14 protein-coding genes are annotated in these 15,824 nt (G+C 66.3%); 12 read left to right on the top strand and 2 right to left on the bottom strand.

The window, feature by feature from the left end; all coding sequences use genetic code 11:
* The first annotated feature begins 16 nt into the window (after window positions 1–16).
* Both ABD687_RS19165 and ABD687_RS19170 read left to right on the top strand, forming a co-directional pair.
* The gene (locus ABD687_RS19165) at window positions 17–652 is read left to right on the top strand and encodes an HpcH/HpaI aldolase family protein (RefSeq protein WP_310293376.1); all 636 of its coding nucleotides are present in this window, start codon (window positions 17–19) and stop codon (window positions 650–652) included.
* Between the two features lie 124 nt (window positions 653–776).
* Window positions 777–1,055, top strand: a complete 279-nt coding sequence (locus ABD687_RS19170) for a hypothetical protein (protein ID WP_264268149.1) — start codon at window positions 777–779, stop codon at window positions 1,053–1,055.
* A gap of 338 nt (window positions 1,056–1,393) precedes the next feature.
* Here the strand turns inward: ABD687_RS19170 and hutH are convergent, their stop codons facing one another.
* Window positions 1,394–2,977: a histidine ammonia-lyase gene (gene hutH / locus ABD687_RS19175; protein ID WP_264268148.1), complete on the bottom strand. Its 1,584-nt coding sequence runs from the start codon at window positions 2,975–2,977 to the stop codon at window positions 1,394–1,396.
* Between the two features lie 213 nt (window positions 2,978–3,190).
* On the opposite strand from hutH, the gene ABD687_RS19180 reads away from it, so the two are divergent.
* The 8 genes from ABD687_RS19180 (at window position 3,191) to arfB (ending at window position 11,885) form a co-directional block, all read left to right on the top strand.
* Complete coding sequence (locus ABD687_RS19180; RefSeq protein ID WP_310288854.1) at window positions 3,191–3,877, top strand: IclR family transcriptional regulator; 687 nt, start codon at window positions 3,191–3,193, stop codon at window positions 3,875–3,877.
* Between the two features lie 94 nt (window positions 3,878–3,971).
* On the top strand, window positions 3,972–5,651 hold the full coding sequence (hutU, locus tag ABD687_RS19185) for a urocanate hydratase (RefSeq protein WP_310288852.1): 1,680 nt from the start codon (window positions 3,972–3,974) through the stop codon (window positions 5,649–5,651).
* Between the two features lie 35 nt (window positions 5,652–5,686).
* Window positions 5,687–7,030: a YjiH family protein gene (locus ABD687_RS19190; RefSeq protein WP_264268145.1), complete on the top strand. Its 1,344-nt coding sequence runs from the start codon at window positions 5,687–5,689 to the stop codon at window positions 7,028–7,030.
* 5 nt (window positions 7,031–7,035) lie between these two features.
* Window positions 7,036–8,319, top strand: coding sequence for an allantoate amidohydrolase (locus ABD687_RS19195; RefSeq protein ID WP_310288849.1), 1,284 nt, complete (start codon window positions 7,036–7,038; stop codon window positions 8,317–8,319).
* Window positions 8,316–9,563: a formimidoylglutamate deiminase gene (locus ABD687_RS19200; protein WP_310288845.1), complete on the top strand. Its 1,248-nt coding sequence runs from the start codon at window positions 8,316–8,318 to the stop codon at window positions 9,561–9,563. Before ABD687_RS19195 ends, ABD687_RS19200 begins: the two co-directional genes overlap by 4 nt.
* Window positions 9,560–10,759 carry an imidazolonepropionase gene (gene hutI, locus ABD687_RS19205; protein ID WP_310288843.1) on the top strand — a complete coding sequence of 400 codons (1,200 nt, stop codon included), beginning with the start codon at window positions 9,560–9,562 and terminating at the stop codon, window positions 10,757–10,759. Before ABD687_RS19200 ends, hutI begins: the two co-directional genes overlap by 4 nt.
* Window positions 10,760–10,804: 45 nt before the next feature.
* The gene (gene tpx, locus ABD687_RS19210) at window positions 10,805–11,305 is read left to right on the top strand and encodes a thiol peroxidase (protein WP_264268141.1); all 501 of its coding nucleotides are present in this window, start codon (window positions 10,805–10,807) and stop codon (window positions 11,303–11,305) included.
* A gap of 157 nt (window positions 11,306–11,462) precedes the next feature.
* A complete protein-coding gene (arfB, locus tag ABD687_RS19215; protein ID WP_264268140.1) occupies window positions 11,463–11,885 on the top strand; it encodes an alternative ribosome rescue aminoacyl-tRNA hydrolase ArfB in 423 nt (140 codons plus the stop codon).
* Window positions 11,886–11,996: 111 nt separating this feature from the next.
* Here the strand turns inward: arfB and ABD687_RS19220 are convergent, their stop codons facing one another.
* Window positions 11,997–12,842, bottom strand: coding sequence for a phosphotransferase family protein (locus tag ABD687_RS19220; protein WP_310288840.1), 846 nt, complete (start codon window positions 12,840–12,842; stop codon window positions 11,997–11,999).
* Between the two features lie 118 nt (window positions 12,843–12,960).
* Between ABD687_RS19220 and ABD687_RS19225 the strand changes: the two genes are divergently transcribed.
* Window positions 12,961–13,719 (top strand): CPBP family intramembrane glutamic endopeptidase, encoded by a 759-nt coding sequence (locus ABD687_RS19225; protein WP_310288838.1) that lies wholly within the window; start codon window positions 12,961–12,963, stop codon window positions 13,717–13,719.
* 324 nt (window positions 13,720–14,043) lie between these two features.
* A complete protein-coding gene (locus tag ABD687_RS19230; protein WP_302262431.1) occupies window positions 14,044–15,798 on the top strand; it encodes an IS1634 family transposase in 1,755 nt (584 codons plus the stop codon).
* Window positions 15,799–15,824 lie beyond the last annotated feature (26 nt).

Consider the following 15,824-nt stretch of genomic DNA (forward strand, 5'->3'; position numbering starts at 1 on the left):
GGCAACAACCTCAAAGATGGGTTTCGGTTGGCACGGGTTGGACATGCAGCATGGCCTGTGGAGTGAACCCCAAATAGTTTCCGCTCTTGCTGCCGCGCCACGTGGCAACATCGCCGTGCGGCTGCGAAGCGGAAGCTACGCAGATATTGGGTTCGCCCTCGATGCAGGTGCCACCCACATCATGGTTCCCATGGTCAATACGGCTGAAGAAGCCCAAGGGGTGGCCCACGCGGCAAGGTACGCTCCACAGGGCGGGAGAAGCTGGGGACCGATGAGTGCGCTGTTCGGGGCACCCGTGCTTAACCCGCAGGAAGCGAACTCTCGAATTCACCTGTCGGCGATGATTGAATCCGCCGAAGGACTGGAAAACCTGGACGCAATCCTTGGCACCCCGGGCATCAACTCCATATTCGTGGGCCCCGTCGACTTGGCAATGAGCCTCGAAACAGACGTCGATTCGTTGCTCGCCGCCAAGGAGTCCCCCCTTGGATACATCGCAAAAGCGTGCCATGACCGCCATATTGAAGTTGGGGCTTTCGCCGGCTCGTCAGTCAGGGCCAGCGCCTTCGAAGCACTCGGCTACGACTGGGTGGCCACCGATACGGACATGGGACTCCTGAAGGCCGGTGCCGCACAAGCCCTGGATGGCTGATTCTGCCGCCGAGGAGTCTGCCTGTGCACATTATCCACTGACCCGCTCAGCGTTCCTCAGATGGGACGGCTTAGGCGGAGCCCAGGCGGCAATCACTTGCCATGAAATCTGGAAGACTCAGCCCATGAATGACAACGGGCAAGCCCATGAACAGCTGGACCTCCTCAACGCCATCCGAGAAGCCTTGGAACGTCGAGAAGAGGTATTCCAAATCATTGATGAGGCACCGGACGAATCAACGGCGCTAACTCGCCTCGCCGAGCTGCTTGATATCGGGGAGTCTGGCTGCCACGCAATACTTCACATGCAGGTCAGTCATTGGCTTGGAACGTGGCGCGACGGTCTCGAAGAAAAAGCCGAAAGTCTCCGTTTGCATCTTGAACGCAACGCGACTCAACCATAGCGCCGCACCACAGTTGATCGCCGACACCGCCATGCGGGGGGTATCCTCAACAATTGGTCGTGGAGAGATCGATGTTAGGCAGCCCTGAGAAGTAATCACTACCCACGCCGGGGGAACCGTCCCGGTACAGGTTCCCTCGGCGGGCGCACCAGCTCAGTGCAGAGAACTTCGGACACCAGCGCAGTCGCCTTCGAAAAATGACAGTCGGGTCACCCCGCCGCCGTTGCGCCAAGGCGCCGGACGCAGTCTGGAGTAGGCCACGACGCTGCCGGGGAGCAATGCCCGGTTCCGTTCCTTTTCCATCAAATGATCCATTTGTTCGGCGGCGGGGGAGCTAGCTAGACCAGTGGGCTGCCGGCGGCCGAGTTCGCGGCGGCCAGCAACGAGCCGTCGGTGATCAGCTGGAATACGGACTCGATTTCCGGGGAGATGAAGCGGTCCGTGCCCGGGCCCTCGACCTTGGTGCGGATCGCCTCGCGCACCGCGGTGATGACGGGAGAGGACTTGGTGGTGGCCAGGCCTCCGTCACGCATGTCCAGGGCGCGGGAGCTGGTGAGCAATTCGATGGCCAGCACGCGTGCGAGCCCGTCGATGCCCTTGCGCAGCTTGAGCCCGGCGTGCCAGCCCATGGAGACATGGTCCTCCTGCATGGCGGAGGACGGGATGGAGTCCACCGAGGCGGGAACGGCCAGGCGCTTGAGCTCGGAGACGATGCCGGCCGCGGTGTACTGGGCGATCATGTGCCCGGAGTCGACCCCCGGGTCGTCGGCCAAGAAGGCGTTCAGGCCGTGGCTGCGGGCGGTGTCCAGGAAGCGGTCGGTGCGGCGCTCGGAGATCGAGGCCAGGTCCGCAACGGCGATGGCCAGGAAGTCCAGCACGTAGCCCATCGGTGCGCCGTGGAAGTTTCCGTTGGACTCGACGCGGCCGTCCATGGTGACCACCGGGTTGTCGATGGCCGAAGCCAACTCGATGGACGCGACGGATTCGGCGTGGGCCAGGGTGGCGCGCACCGCGCCGTGGACCTGCGGGGCGCAGCGCAGCGAGTAGGCGTCCTGCACGCGGGTGAACTTGTGCGCCCCGGCCTTCTGTTCGGCCAGCAGCGCGGAGCCGGCGAGCACTGCGCGCATGTTGGCGGCGGAGTCGATCTGTCCCGGGTGCGGGCGCAGCGCATGCAGGTCGGCGGCGAAGACATCGTCGGTGCCCAACAGGCCCTCGACGCTCATGGCGGCGGAAAGGTCCGCGATGGTCACCAGGTCGCGCAGGTCGGCGGCGGCCATGAGCAGCATGCCAAGCATGCCGTCGGTGCCGTTGATCAGCGCCAGGCCTTCCTTCTCGGCCAGCACGACCGGCTCGATGCCGGCCGCTGCCAGGGCCGCGGAGGCATCGACGAGTTCGCCGGCGGCATTGCGGACCTTGCCCTCGCCCATGACGGCCAGGGCGCAGTGCGAGAGCGGAGCCAGGTCCCCGGAGCAGCCCAGCGAGCCGTATTCGCCAATGACCGGGGTGATCTGTGCGTTCAACAGCGCCGCGTAGGTCCGGGCGACGACCGGGCGCACGCCGGTGCGGCCGGTGGCCATGGTGGAGAGGCGGTTGAGCATGAGCCCGCGGATGACCTCGCGGGGCACCTCCGCGCCGGAGGAGGCGGCGTGCGAGCGGATGAGCGAGCGCTGCAGCTGGGCGCGCAGCTCGATCGGGATCTGCTTGGTGGCCAGTGCGCCGAACCCGGTGGAAACGCCGTAGTGCGGGACCGTGTCGGTGACCAGCGCGTCGATGACGGTACGGGATTCAGCCATGGCGTCGAGCGACTCGGAGGAAAGCTCGACCGGGGCCAGATGGCGGGCGACCTTGACGACATCGTGCGGGAGCAATGCCCCGGTGGAGACGGTGACGGCGCCCGTGGAAATGGTGGCGTTGGGATTCATGGATTTTTCCTTCTGACAGGCGGGGCTTTTGAGATGCCGTGTGATCCGGCTCTCGCAAACACTTGCCAAGGGATGAAATTAGCGTTTCAATAAGTGAAACGCATCACGTGGTCCCGGGGCAAGCCCTGGGGACGGGAATTTTGCCCGGGAGCGCCCAACGGCACCCTCCTGAGAGCGGTTCCACACACCGAATCACCAACATGGAGGAAAACCGTGGCAGAACCGGCAACCCGAACAGTGGAACGAGCCCTGCAACTTCTGGGGGCGGTTTGCGATGCCGGGGCCGTATCGCTGGCCGATGTCTCCCGCGGCACCGAACTCTCGGCCTCCACGGCCCTGCGCCTGCTGCGCACCCTGGAGAACAGCGGTTTCGTGCGCAAGGACGCGGACGGCGAATACCGGCCCGGCCTTCGCCTCGTGCAGCTTGGCGCCCAGGCGCTGAGCCACGAATCGCTGATCCACCTGGCAGCACCGGCACTGCAGCGACTGGTCGACGCGACCGGCGAATCCGCCTACCTTTCGGTGCGCGGACACCAGGGCACGGGAAGCGACCACGCCGTCTACCTGGCCATCGCCGAGGGCACCCACTCGGTGCGCCATGCTTCCTGGGTGGGCCGCAGCGTCCCGCTGGCCGGCTCAAGCCTGGGAGTCGTGTTCGCCGGAAACACCCCGGATGCCGGGTACGTGGTTTCCGACAAGGGAGTCGAGGCAGACGTCACGGCCATCGCCGCTCCGCTGCGGCAGCTCGGGGCACCGGGAGCTGCCCTGGACGGCGGACCCGTTGCCGCGATATCCGTGGTGGCACCCAGCTACCGGATGAACCCGGAGGAGATTCAACGCATCGGGCAGCTGGTTGCCGCCGAGGCCCATGCGCTGCTGGGCACCGCAGTCGGCAGCTAGCCGGAGCACCAACCCCACCCTGCCCCTCGAGCGACCCCGCGACAACCCACAGGGCACCACCAGATTTAGCACCACCGACAAGGAGAACCATTCCATGACCTTCACCCAACACGATCCCTCCCGCGTGATTCGCGCCCCGCGCGGCACCACGCTGACCGCCAAGTCCTGGGCCACCGAGGCCCCGCTGCGCATGCTGATGAACAACCTGGACCCGGAGGTCGCCGAGCGCCCCGAGGACCTGGTCGTCTACGGCGGCACCGGACGCGCCGCCCGTTCCTGGGAAGCCTACGACGCGATCATCAAGACGCTGACGGACCTGGAAGAGGACGAAACACTGCTGATCCAGTCCGGCAAGCCGGTCGGGGTCTTCCGCACCAACAAGTGGGCGCCGCGGGTGCTGATCGCCAACTCCAACCTGGTGGGGGACTGGGCCACCTGGCCCGAGTTCCGCAAGCTGGAGGCCGAGGGCCTGATGATGTACGGGCAGATGACCGCAGGGTCCTGGATCTACATCGGCACCCAGGGCATCCTGCAGGGAACCTATGAGACCTTTGCGGCCATCGGTGCCAAGCGCTTCGGCGGCACGCTGGCCAATACCCTGACGTTGACCGGCGGCTGCGGCGGCATGGGCGGGGCCCAGCCGCTGGCCGTCACGCTGAACGGCGGAGCAGTGCTGATCGTCGACGTGTCCGAGGAGCGCCTGCGCCGCCGCCTGGGCAAGCGCTACCTTGACGACGTCGAGCTGGACCTGGACGCGGCCATCGCCAAGGTCACCGCCGCGAAGAGCGAGGGCCGGGGCCTCTCGGTGGGCTACGTCGGCAACGCCGCGCAGGTCTTCCCGGAGCTGCTGCGCCGCCAGCAGGCCGGCGAGGTCTCCTTCGACATCGTCACCGACCAGACCAGCGCCCACGACCCGCTGTCCTACCTGCCGGTGGAATACACCCTGGAGCAGTGGGACGCCGAGGCCACGGCCGATCCGGAGGGCTTCACCAAGAAGGCCCAGGCCTCCATGGCCCGCCACGTGGAGGCGATGGTCGGCTTCCAGGACCTCGGAGCCGAGGTCTTCGACTACGGCAATTCCATCCGCGACGAGGCTCGCCAAGGTGGCTACGACCGGGCATTCGAGTTCCCGGGCTTCGTCCCGGCCTATATCCGCCCGCTCTTCTGCGAGGGCCTTGGCCCGTTCCGCTGGGTGGCGCTCTCCGGGGATCCGGGGGACATCCGCGTCACCGACGAGGCGCTCAAGGAACTCTTCCCGGAAAACGAGCACCTGCACCGCTGGCTCAATGCGGCCCAGGAACATGTCGAATTCGAGGGCCTGCCGGCGCGCATCTGCTGGCTGGGCTACGGCGACCGCGCGAAGGCCGGGGTGCTGTTCAACAGGCTGGTCGCCGAGGGCAAGGTCTCAGCGCCGATCGTGATCGGCCGCGACCACCTCGACTCCGGTTCCGTGGCATCCCCGTACCGCGAAACCGAATCCATGAAGGACGGTTCGGACGCCATCGCCGACTGGCCGCTGCTCAACGCCCTGACCGCCACGTCCTCCGGTGCCACCTGGGTCTCGATCCATCACGGCGGCGGGGTCGGCATCGGCCGCTCCATCCACGCCGGACAGGTCTCGCTCGCCGACGGCTCCGAGCTGGCCGCGGCCAAGCTGGAGGCGCTGCTGACCAATGACCCCGGCATGGGCGTGATCCGCCACGTGGATGCCGGCTACGAACGCGCCATCGAGGTCGCGCAGGAGCGCGGCGTGCGCATCCCGATGGCCCAATAGAATTCCCCCCTCCCACCCGAAAAAGGACAACTCCCATGTCTGGAACGAACAACACCGAGCTCGATGTCCAACGCACCTCCGCGCAGCCGCGGGGCAAGTGGCGATTCTTCGTCTACAGCCTCATCGGCGTGTTCATGTTCTTCATCCCGATCACCATCGGCGGCAAGGAGACGATCCCGCTGGACCATCTGGTCGGCTGGATCATCGCGGGCCTCGGCGACGCGGTGCGCTTCGTGGCCCTGGCGCTCATCCTTGCCGGGACGATCTACCCCTTCGCCTCCGGGCGGTGGCGCGAGTCGGGCATCAAGAAGGTGTTCGCGTTCCTGAACATCATCGGCCTGGTGGTCGGCACCATGCTGGTGTTCAAGGCCGGCCCGGCGCTGCTTTTTGAACCGGACCTGGGACCCTTCCTCTTCGACAAGCTCGTGATCCCCGTGGGCATGATCGTTCCGGTGGGGGCCATCTTCCTGGCGCTGCTGGTGGGCTACGGGCTGATGGAATTCGTCGGCGTGCTGGTCCAGCGGGTCATGCGCCCGATCTGGCGCACCCCGGGCCGCTCGGCCGTCGACGCCGTCGCCTCCTTCGTGGGCAGCTACTCACTGGGCCTGCTGATCACCGACAGGATGTACCAGTCCGGGCGCTACACCGCCCGGGAGTCGGCCATCATTGCCACCGGGTTCTCCACCGTCTCGGTCACCTTCATGGTGATCGTGGCCAAGACGCTGGACATCATGCACCTGTGGCTGCCCTACTTCTTCCTCTCCTTCGGCGTCACCTTCCTGGTCACCGCCATCTGCGTGCGGCTTCCCCCGCTCAGCCGCATCAAGGACGACTACTACCCGCAGGCCGTCGCCTCCCCGGAGGAGAAGGTCACCACCCGCCGCCTGGCCACCGCGTGGAACGAGGCCATGGGCACGCTCGCTGACGCTCCCTCGCTGGGGCGCAACATCTGGGTGAACTTCCGCGACGGGCTGCTCATGGCCATGGCGATCCTGCCCTCGATCCTCTCGGTGGGGCTGATCGGGTTGCTGCTGGCCCGCTTCACCCCGATCTTCGACTGGCTGGGCTACATCTTCGTGCCGATCACCTGGGCCGTGGGCCTGCCCGATCCGGTGCTGGCAGCCAAGGCCTCCGCCGTGGGCATCGCCGAGATGTTCCTGCCGGCCACCGTGGTGGCGGGCCACGAATCCGAGCACCTGCGCCTGGTCATCGGGGTAGTGTGTGTCTCTGCCATCATCTTCTTCTCGGCCGTGGTGCCGTGCATCCTCGCCACCCGGATCCCGCTGAAGGTCTGGCACCTGGTCGTCATCTGGGCCCAGCGCGTCGCCCTGACCCTGCTCATCGCCAGCCCCGTTGCCTTCCTCATGGTCGGCAGATAGGAATCATGAACGTGCAAACCCACACCGTCAACTCGCTGCTGGCGGCCATCAACGACATCGGTCGCGACAACACCCGCGGGGGCTACTCGCGCCCCGTGTATTCGGACTCCGAGATCACGCTGCGCGAATGGTTCATGGCCGAGGCCCAAGCCCGGTCCCTGGAGGTTTCCACCGACGCCAACGGCATCATCTGGGCCTGGTGGGATACGCCCGGCTCGCCCAAGGACGAGGCCTCTCGCCGCGGCGCCCTGGTCACCGGCTCCCACCTGGACTCGGTGCCCGGGGGCGGGGCGTTTGACGGCCCGCTTGGGGTGGCCAGCGCCTTGGCCGCCTTCGACGTGCTGGCGGCGCGCGAGTCGGATGGCTCGCTGCAGCGGAACCGGGCCCTGGCCCTGACCGTCTTCCCGGAAGAGGAGGGCTCGCGCTTCGGCGTGGCCTGCCTGGGCTCGAGGCTGCTCACCGGGGCCATCGACCCCTCCAAGGCGCTGAACCTGCGCGACGCCGACGGGAACACCTTCGCCGACGTTGCCTCCTCCAACGGCCTTGACCCCGCACGCATGGGCAGGGACGAGGCGGCGCTGGCTAGCATCGGCGACTTCATCGAGCTGCACGTGGAGCAGGGGCGCGGGCTGAACACCGAGGAACACACCGACGCCGCCGGGCGCGGACCGGCGGTGGCCATCGGCAGCTCCATCCTGGGGCACGGGCGCTGGCGGTTGAGCTTCTCCGGGCAGGGAAACCACGCCGGCACCACGCTGATGGTGGACCGCGCCGACCCCATGGTCGCCGCCGCGCAGCTGGTGGTGAAGGTCCGCGAGTTCGCGCGCGCCCAGGCCGATGCCCGGGCCACCGTGGGCCGGCTCGAACCTGTCCCCGGGGGCACCAACGTGATTGCCTCGCGGGTGGACCTCTGGCTCGATGTGCGCCACCCCGATGACGCGGTCACCGCGATGCTGGTGGAAAAGATCCACGGCCAGGCCCAGAAGATCGCCGCCTTCGAGGGCTGCTCGGTGGCGCTCACCGAGGAATCCCTCTCCGGGACAGTGAACTTCGACCCGGCGCTGACCCGTGCGCTGGAAAAATCCGTGCACCGGCTCATCCCCAACGCGCCCCTGCTGCCCACCGGGGCCGGACACGATGCCGGCGTTCTCGCCGCCGAGGTTCCCTCCGGAATGATCTACGTGCGCAACCCCTCGGGCATCAGCCACTCGCCGGAGGAATACGTGGAGCACGACGACGCGGCTGCCGGCGTCGCGGCGCTCGCCGACGTGCTGGAGGACCTGCTGTGAGCCTGCCATCGAACACCGTGCGCGTGCCGGCACCGGTGAACGCGCACTCCCACGCCTTCCACCGGATCCTGCGAGGCCGCACGCACGAGGGCGAACACGGGGGAGCGGGGACCTTCTGGACCTGGCGCGAGCACATGTACGCCTCCGCGCACTCGCTGACCCCGGCCGCCTACCAGCAGCTTGCCACCGCCGTCTTCGCGGAGATGGCATGCGCCGGGTACAGCGCCGTGGGGGAATTCCACTACTTGCACCATCGCAACGACGGGACACCCTACGGTGCGTCCGGCCCGGATTCCGAGCCGCATGCCATGGAACTCGCACTGGGGAGGGCAGCCCTGGCCGCGGGCATCCGCCTGGTGCTGCTCGACACCTGCTACCTGCAAGGGGGCCTGGGGCCCGACGGATCCGTGCTGGAACTCGATGAGACCCAGCGGCGCTTCAGTGACGGGACCGCCGCCGGGTGGCTCGAACGCCACGGGCGCCTGGGCACCGCATTGAAGGACCTTGATGCGGGCGCCGGGCTGCTCACCCTGGGTGCGGCGATCCACTCGGTGCGGGCAGTGGCACCGGATGACCTCGAGTTCATTCGCCACCATCTGGACCGCGAAGAACCACTGCACATCCACCTGTCCGAACAACCCGCGGAGAACCAAGCCTGCCAGGCCGCCTACGGGCTCAGCCCCACCGGGTTGCTTGAAAAAACAGGGCTGATCAAGCCACGGCTCTCCGCAGTGCACGCAACCCACCTGAGCGCGGCTGACATCGAGGCGCTCGGTTGGGGAATGGCAAACATCGTCATGTGCCCCACCACGGAGGCGGATCTGGGAGACGGCATCGGCCCGGCCCGCGAGCTCGCCGATGCGGGCGCCCACATCGCCCTGGGCAGCGACCAGCACGCGGTGCTCGATCCCTACCTGGAACAGCGCGCCCTCGAACACGGGGAGCGGCTGCGCAGCGGAGAGCGCGGGAGGTTCTCTCCCGCGGAGATAGCCGCCGCCGCACGGGAAGGAGGATTGCGTTCGCTGGGCCTTCCGGAGAACCACGACCACCTGGTCGTGGCCACCGACTCGGTCCGCACCGCCGGATCGCGCACCAGCCAGCTTCCGCTCACCGCCACGGCCGCCGACGTCGCCGAGGTACACATCAACGGGGAACTGGTCGCCGGCAACGGCATCCACACCCGACTCGGCGACCCCGCCGAACTCTACGCCGCCTTCTTCGAGACCTACCCGGAGTTTTCATGAGCACCACGCTGATCACCAACCTGTCCGAGATCTTCACCGCGGACGCCACCCAGACCGTCATCAAGGACGCTGCAATCCTCATTGACGGTGAAAAGATCGTCTGGATCGGGGAAGCCGCCGAAGCACCCGAGGCCGACGAAACCATCGACGCCGGCCACCGGGCGGCGTTGCCGGGCTGGGTCGACTCGCACACGCACCTGGTCTTCGCGGGGGACCGCAGCCAGGAGTTCGTCGCCCGCATGGCCGGGCAGGACTACGCGGCCGGCGGCATCGCCGTGACCACCGCCGCCACCCGGGCCGCCAGCGACTATGACCTCACCCGGCTGCTGCTGGGCCGGGCGGCAGAGGCGCTGGCCGGGGGCACCACCTACCTGGAGACCAAGACCGGCTACGGACTCGGCGTCGAGGAGGAGGCCCGGCACGCCCGGATCGCCTCCACCGTGGTGGACCAGGTGACGTTCCTGGGCGCCCATCTGGTGCCTGCCGACATGGACGCGCAGGACTACACGGACCTGGTCTGCGGCGAGATGCTGGAGCGGGTGCGGCCCTACGTGCAGTTCGCCGATGTCTTTTGCGAGCGCGGGGCCTTCAGCGAGGCCCAGTCACGCCAGGTCCTCACAGCGTCCCGGGATGCAGGCTTGGGGCTGCGCGTCCACGGCAACCAGCTGGGCCCCGGCCCCGGGGTGCAGCTGGCGGTGGAGTTCGGAGCCGCCAGCGTGGACCACGTGAACTACCTAGATGAAGCGGATGTGACGGCGCTCGCCGGATCCTGGAAAAATTGGGATGCCGGCTCCCGGAGCGGCACGGCCGGAACCGTGGCGACCTGCCTGCCGGCCTGCGACCTCTCGACCCGCCAGCCCCTGGCACCGGGCCGCGAACTGCTCGATGCCGGGGTGCAGATCGCCCTGGCGTCGAACTGCAACCCCGGGACCTCCTACACCTCGTCGATGGCGTTTTGCGTGGCCACCGCGGTATTGCAGATGCACCTGGGCATCGAAGAGGCCATTGTCGCAGCAACCTACGGGGGAGCACTGGCCCTGGGCGTACAGGACCTGGTGGGCTCCCTCGAGGTGGGCAAGCGGGCGGACATCCAGTTGCTCAACGCGCCCTCGGTGGCGCACCTGGCCTACCGCCCGGGCATGAACCTCACCGGTCCGGTGTTCCGTGCGGGAACGTTGGCGGCGGGACGCCTCTAGCGAAACGCTTCGTGATGGGAGGCACCTTCGTGATAAACAAGGAGCATGGCTATTACTGCACTCAAAGGTACCCCTGTCCAGACCGTTGGCGAACTGCCCGCCGTTGGCGAAACCGCTCCTGACTTCACGCTCACCGGTGCCGACCTCGGCAACGTGACGAGCTCCGAGCTGCGCGGCAAGCGCGTCGTGCTGAACATCTTCCCGTCCATCGACACCGGCGTCTGCGCTTCCTCGGTCCGCAAGTTCAACGAACTGGCCGCAGGACTCGAGAACACCGCCGTGGTTTGCGCCTCGGCCGACCTGCCGTTCGCGCTGGGCCGCTTCTGCGGTGCCGAGGGCATCGAAAACGTTGTTCCGACCTCGACCTTCCGCTCCGATTTCGGCGCCGAATTCGGCCTCACCCTGGGCGACGGCCCGATGCAGGGTCTGCTGGCCCGCGCGATCGTCGTCCTGGACGAGAAGGGCGCGGTCCTGCACACCGAGGTCGTTCCCGAGATCACCACCGAGCCGAACTACGACGCAGCCGTCGCGGCACTGTCCAACTAACGCGTAGGCCGGGGAGGCCGGGCGCGAACCCAGGAATTCTTGGGTTCGCGCCCGGCCTCCTTTTTCGTGTCCGGACGCGCGACACGGTGGCAGGAAACCGGAGGGCGGCACCGAGCTGGTTGCATCGGCCGTTGTCACACCGTGCAACACTTAAGTCATGGATCTGTTGGTGTCGCCCGCGCTCACGATTCCCGCAGCGGAATTGGGCTGGCGGTTCTCACGTTCCTCGGGGCCCGGCGGCCAACACGTCAACACCTCCGACAGCCGCGTCGAACTCTTCTGGAACGTCACCGATTCGTTGGTGCTCACCGAAACCCAGCGGATGTTGCTGGCCACCCGCCTGGAGCGTCGCCTCATTGACGGGGTGATCACCGTGTCGGCCTCGGAGCAGCGCTCCCAGCTTCGCAATCGTGATACCGCCCTGCGCAAACTCGCAGAACTGGTGGCCTCCGGCCTGGCCCCCGAACCGGCCCGCCGACGAGCGACCAAGCCCACCCGCGGTTCGAAGCAGCGGCGTCTGGCAGCGAAGGGCCAGCGCTCGGAAACGAAACGGCAGCGGCGACGGCCTACCGCCGAGTAGATCCCTGACCCGTTTCCCGTGGCCGCACGCCCACACGGACGGCATCCCTGATCGGGCGGCATTCCCGCGAATGGCCCCTGACTATGTCGGTGACCTGAGGCCGAACGCCGTCTAACCGTGGCCGGCTGCCGCTGCCGCTGCGACGAGGCGCGGCCTGATCTTGTCAATCAACGCACCGATGTCCCGGTTCGGATTCAGCGACGCATCGAAGACGCTCTCCAGAGCCATGGCTCCGAGCCACATGCGGACCCGCCATGCCTCTTCCTGGTTCGGGGCAATGGCATCAAGGACGTCCGCGCCGTGCCATGAGGCCAGATATGCGGCGTTCAATGCAGGGTCCCAGGCGGCGGCCAGGTCCCAGTCCAGGACGCCGAGAAGTTCGCCGTCGTGCCAGCGCATGTTGTGCCCGGTGAGGTCCCCGTGCACCAGGGACGCCGGAACCGTTTCAAAGGCAGGGATGGTGTCCAGCACCCGCCGCGCGGCATCGACGAGGTCCGGGGGCAAGGCCTTCAAGGTAGCGTCAATCTTCTGTGTGGTCCATGGCCCCCGATAGGAAAACGGCGGTGCCAGCAGGTTGGCCAACGGGCGCACATCGACGGCAGCGAGTTCCTCGAGAACCGAGCGCAGGCGCACGACATCACCCGTGTGTGGCGGGTACGCGGCACCCGGGACGTAGCGCTGGATGACGGCGGAGAAATCCTTTCCGTGCCACACCTGGCTCAAGGCGGTCGGCAACTGGAAACTGAACGTGCCCGACAGCGCCTGAACCAGGTCCATCCGTCGTTGCATGTCCGCGGCGGCCCCGGCGGTGCGACTCATACGCATGACCGCCTGGTCGCGGGCCACCAGCACGAGGTGGAATTGTCCGCCCTCATCGACTCGTGCTGCCTTCCAATCCGGGCCCGGGAAAAGGGCGTTGGCCAGTTCGTATTCGTGGGGCAGCGCTTCTCGGGTCACACCAACCATCCTTGCAGGTCAACAGGTGTGTGGGTACACAGGATCAACACGTAGGATCGAACGCATGGGTTTGGAAGCGTCGGGAAACACCCGGTTCGGCGAAGTGTTGGGGAGATCGATGACTGACGCCGTTACGCGCCGTGGACTGAAGATCGAGCTGCTTATTGTTCTGGGTTTGTCCCTCGGCCGATCGGGTATCTACGCCATCGTGAACCTCATCGACAAGATGACTCGGGCGCCCCTGGGCTCACAGACGACGTCGCTGAACAACTCATTGAACCAACGCCAGTACTTCGACCTGACTTACCAGCTGCTGGACATCTTTTTTGCCCTGGTGCCGGTGATGCTGGTGTTCTACCTGCTCTGGCGGATTCCCGGAGGAAATCCGTTTGGCAGGCTTGGCTTTGACCTGGTGCGGCCGGTACGCGACCTGGGGTGGGGAATCGGGTTGTTCCTGGTCATGGGCATCGGAACCCTTGGCGTCTATGCGGTGGGCCGTGCGCTCGGCTTGACCACGATCATCGTGCCGGCAGCATTGGACGATTATTGGTGGACTGTCCCGATTCTGGTCTTCTCCGCGATCCGCCACGGCATCCTGGAAGAAGTCATCGTCGTCGGGTACCTCTTTGAGCGCCTCGGGCGACTGGGCTGGGGCAAATGGCACATCATTTGCGCCAGTGCCGTGCTTCGGGGCAGCTACCACCTGTACCAAGGCGTTGGCCCGTTCATCGGGAACGTCGCCATGGGTGTGGTGTTCGGCTACGTGTATTCCAGGAAAGGCAGGGTCATGCCGCTGGTTATCGCCCACGCGTTCCTGGACGTTGCGGGATTCGTCGGTTATGCGCTGGTGGGTACAGCAATCGGGTTGGGTTCCTGAAGCACGGTTTGATTACTTTTCGCCGATGACTGCCGGTTTCCGGCCGGATTGATAGTCTCGAGGAAATCAGGCCCACCGGCATCCCTCACGCCCCGCTTGGCGTGGCGCCGTAACCGTCGGCGGAGCAGACCAGGAATTAATCAATGCGGGGGTGTCCGGATCACCTCCGGACACCCCCACGTTGCTAGTCTGAGGTTACGTTAAGGAATTGCCTCGGAACCGCATGGTTCCGGGGCAATTCCCCTCTTTTGGCCGAAAACTGTAGCCACTAAAGTTTTCACGAAAAGCCTTCCAATCTCCGCGAGCAAGGTGTAATTTGTTGCCATGGAACAAGGCACCAAGGCCATGCATGTAGCCATCAACACATCCCGCAGGGTCAACAAGGCCGGTGTGGAGGTCGAATACCGGTCCGCCCTGGTGCGCCGGACCTACCGCGAGGGCGGCAAGGTCAAGCACGAGACCCTGGGCAACATTTCCTACCTGCCCGAACGCGCCATCCTGGACCTGAAGGCGTCCCTGAACGGCAAGAGAATGGTGGACGCCGATGCCCGGATGCAGATCCTGCGCACCCTGCCCCACGGACACATCGACGCGATCTACGCCATGGCCCGCGGCCTGCGCTTCGAATCCCTGTTGGGCCCCGCCTGCCGGAACCGGGACCTCATCATGGCCCTGCTGGCGGCCCGGATCTGCAAGCCGACCTCCAAGCTCGCCACCCTGAACTGGTTCGCCGACACCACCCTGGGCACCGACCTCGGACCGGCCACCACCGACGAGCTCTACGCCGCCATGGACTGGCTCCTGGAACAACAACCCCGCATCGAAAAGCAGCTCGCCCGCACCCACCTCGGACCCGAACACAACCCCGAGGGCCTCGCGCTCTTTGACCTGTCCTCCTCCTGGGTCACCGGAACCCACAACCCGCTGGCAAAATTCGGGTATTCCAGGGACAAGAAACGCGGCTGCGAACAAATCGAATACGGCATGCTCGCCACCCGCGCCGGACTGCCCATCGCCGTGCGAGTGTTCCCCGGGAACACCGCCGACCCGACCGCATTCATCCAGATTGCCAAGGAGATCCACGCCCTCTCCGGCGTCCATGACCTGGCCATGGTCGGAGACCGCGGCATGATCACCAACGCACGGGTCGAAGACCTCAAAAAAGACACCGACTTCTCCTGGGTCACCGCGCTGCGCAACACCGACATCCAGCACCTCGCCGAGGACAACGGCCCCCTGCAGATGAGCCTGTTCGACCAACAAAACCTCGCCGAGATCACCCACCCGAAATACCCCGGCGAACGGCTCATCGCCTGCCGCAACCCCGCCCTGGCCGCCAAGCGCGCCCACAAACGCACCAACCTGCTCGAGGCCACCGAGGAAAAGCTGGAAACCATCAAGAAAGCGGTGGAGGCCGGCCGCCTCAAGGGCGCCGGAAAGATCGGGGTGAAGGTCGGCAAGGTCGCCGGCAAATACAACATGCAAAAGCACTTCAACCTCATCATCGAAGACACCGCCTTCACCTACACCCGCAACACCGGATCCATTGCCCGCGAGGCCGACCTGGACGGCATCTACGTCATCCGCACCAACCTCCCCGCCGACACCATGGACGCCCCCGAGGCGGTGCGCACCTACAAGTCCCTGGCCAACGTGGAAAAGATCTTCAAGACCCTCAAAACCCGCGACCTGGGCATCCGCCCCATCCGCCACTACACCGAAAACCGGACCCGAGCCCACGTCTTCCTCTGCATGCTCGCCGCCCACCTCACCTGGCACCTGCGCACCGCCCTCGCACCACTGACCTTCACCGACGAGAACCGACCCGTGCCCGAGGAACCCGTCGCCAAGGTCGAACGCTCCGCCGCCGCGGCATCCAAGGCCAGCACCCGGAAACTCGACGACGGGACCACCGCCACCAGCTACCAAGACCTCCTGACCCACCTGGGAACCCGGACCAGGAACACCACCAGCGTCCCGGGCACCGAGCGGACCTTCGAACTGCTTTCCCTGCCCACGCCCCGCCAACAAAGGGCCATGGACCTCATCGACCACCACATCAAAAACCACAGAAAGTAGCCAGAGAACCGGAACCAAAAACGCCA

It is taken from the genome of Paeniglutamicibacter sulfureus, from assembly GCF_039535115.1.
Classification (GTDB): domain Bacteria; phylum Actinomycetota; class Actinomycetes; order Actinomycetales; family Micrococcaceae; genus Paeniglutamicibacter; species Paeniglutamicibacter sulfureus.

Bases quoted from the DNA above. Each gene is read 5' to 3' on its own strand.
- hutU (WP_310288852.1), top strand. From the start codon at position 3,972: ATGACCTTCACCCAACACGATCCCTCCCGCGTGATTCGCGCCCCGCGC.
- ABD687_RS19190 (WP_264268145.1), top strand. From the start codon at position 5,687: ATGTCTGGAACGAACAACACCGAGCTCGATGTCCAACGCACCTCCGCG.
- hutI (WP_310288843.1), top strand. From the start codon at position 9,560: ATGAGCACCACGCTGATCACCAACCTGTCCGAGATCTTCACCGCGGAC.
- ABD687_RS19225 (WP_310288838.1), top strand. From the start codon at position 12,961: ATGACTGACGCCGTTACGCGCCGTGGACTGAAGATCGAGCTGCTTATT.
- arfB (WP_264268140.1), top strand. From the start codon at position 11,463: ATGGATCTGTTGGTGTCGCCCGCGCTCACGATTCCCGCAGCGGAATTG.
- ABD687_RS19165 (WP_310293376.1), top strand. From the start codon at position 17: ATGGGTTTCGGTTGGCACGGGTTGGACATGCAGCATGGCCTGTGGAGT.
- hutH (WP_264268148.1), bottom strand. From the start codon at position 2,977: ATGAATCCCAACGCCACCATTTCCACGGGCGCCGTCACCGTCTCCACC.
- ABD687_RS19195 (WP_310288849.1), top strand. From the start codon at position 7,036: ATGAACGTGCAAACCCACACCGTCAACTCGCTGCTGGCGGCCATCAAC.
- ABD687_RS19170 (WP_264268149.1), top strand. From the start codon at position 777: ATGAATGACAACGGGCAAGCCCATGAACAGCTGGACCTCCTCAACGCC.
- tpx (WP_264268141.1), top strand. From the start codon at position 10,805: ATGGCTATTACTGCACTCAAAGGTACCCCTGTCCAGACCGTTGGCGAA.
- ABD687_RS19230 (WP_302262431.1), top strand. From the start codon at position 14,044: ATGGAACAAGGCACCAAGGCCATGCATGTAGCCATCAACACATCCCGC.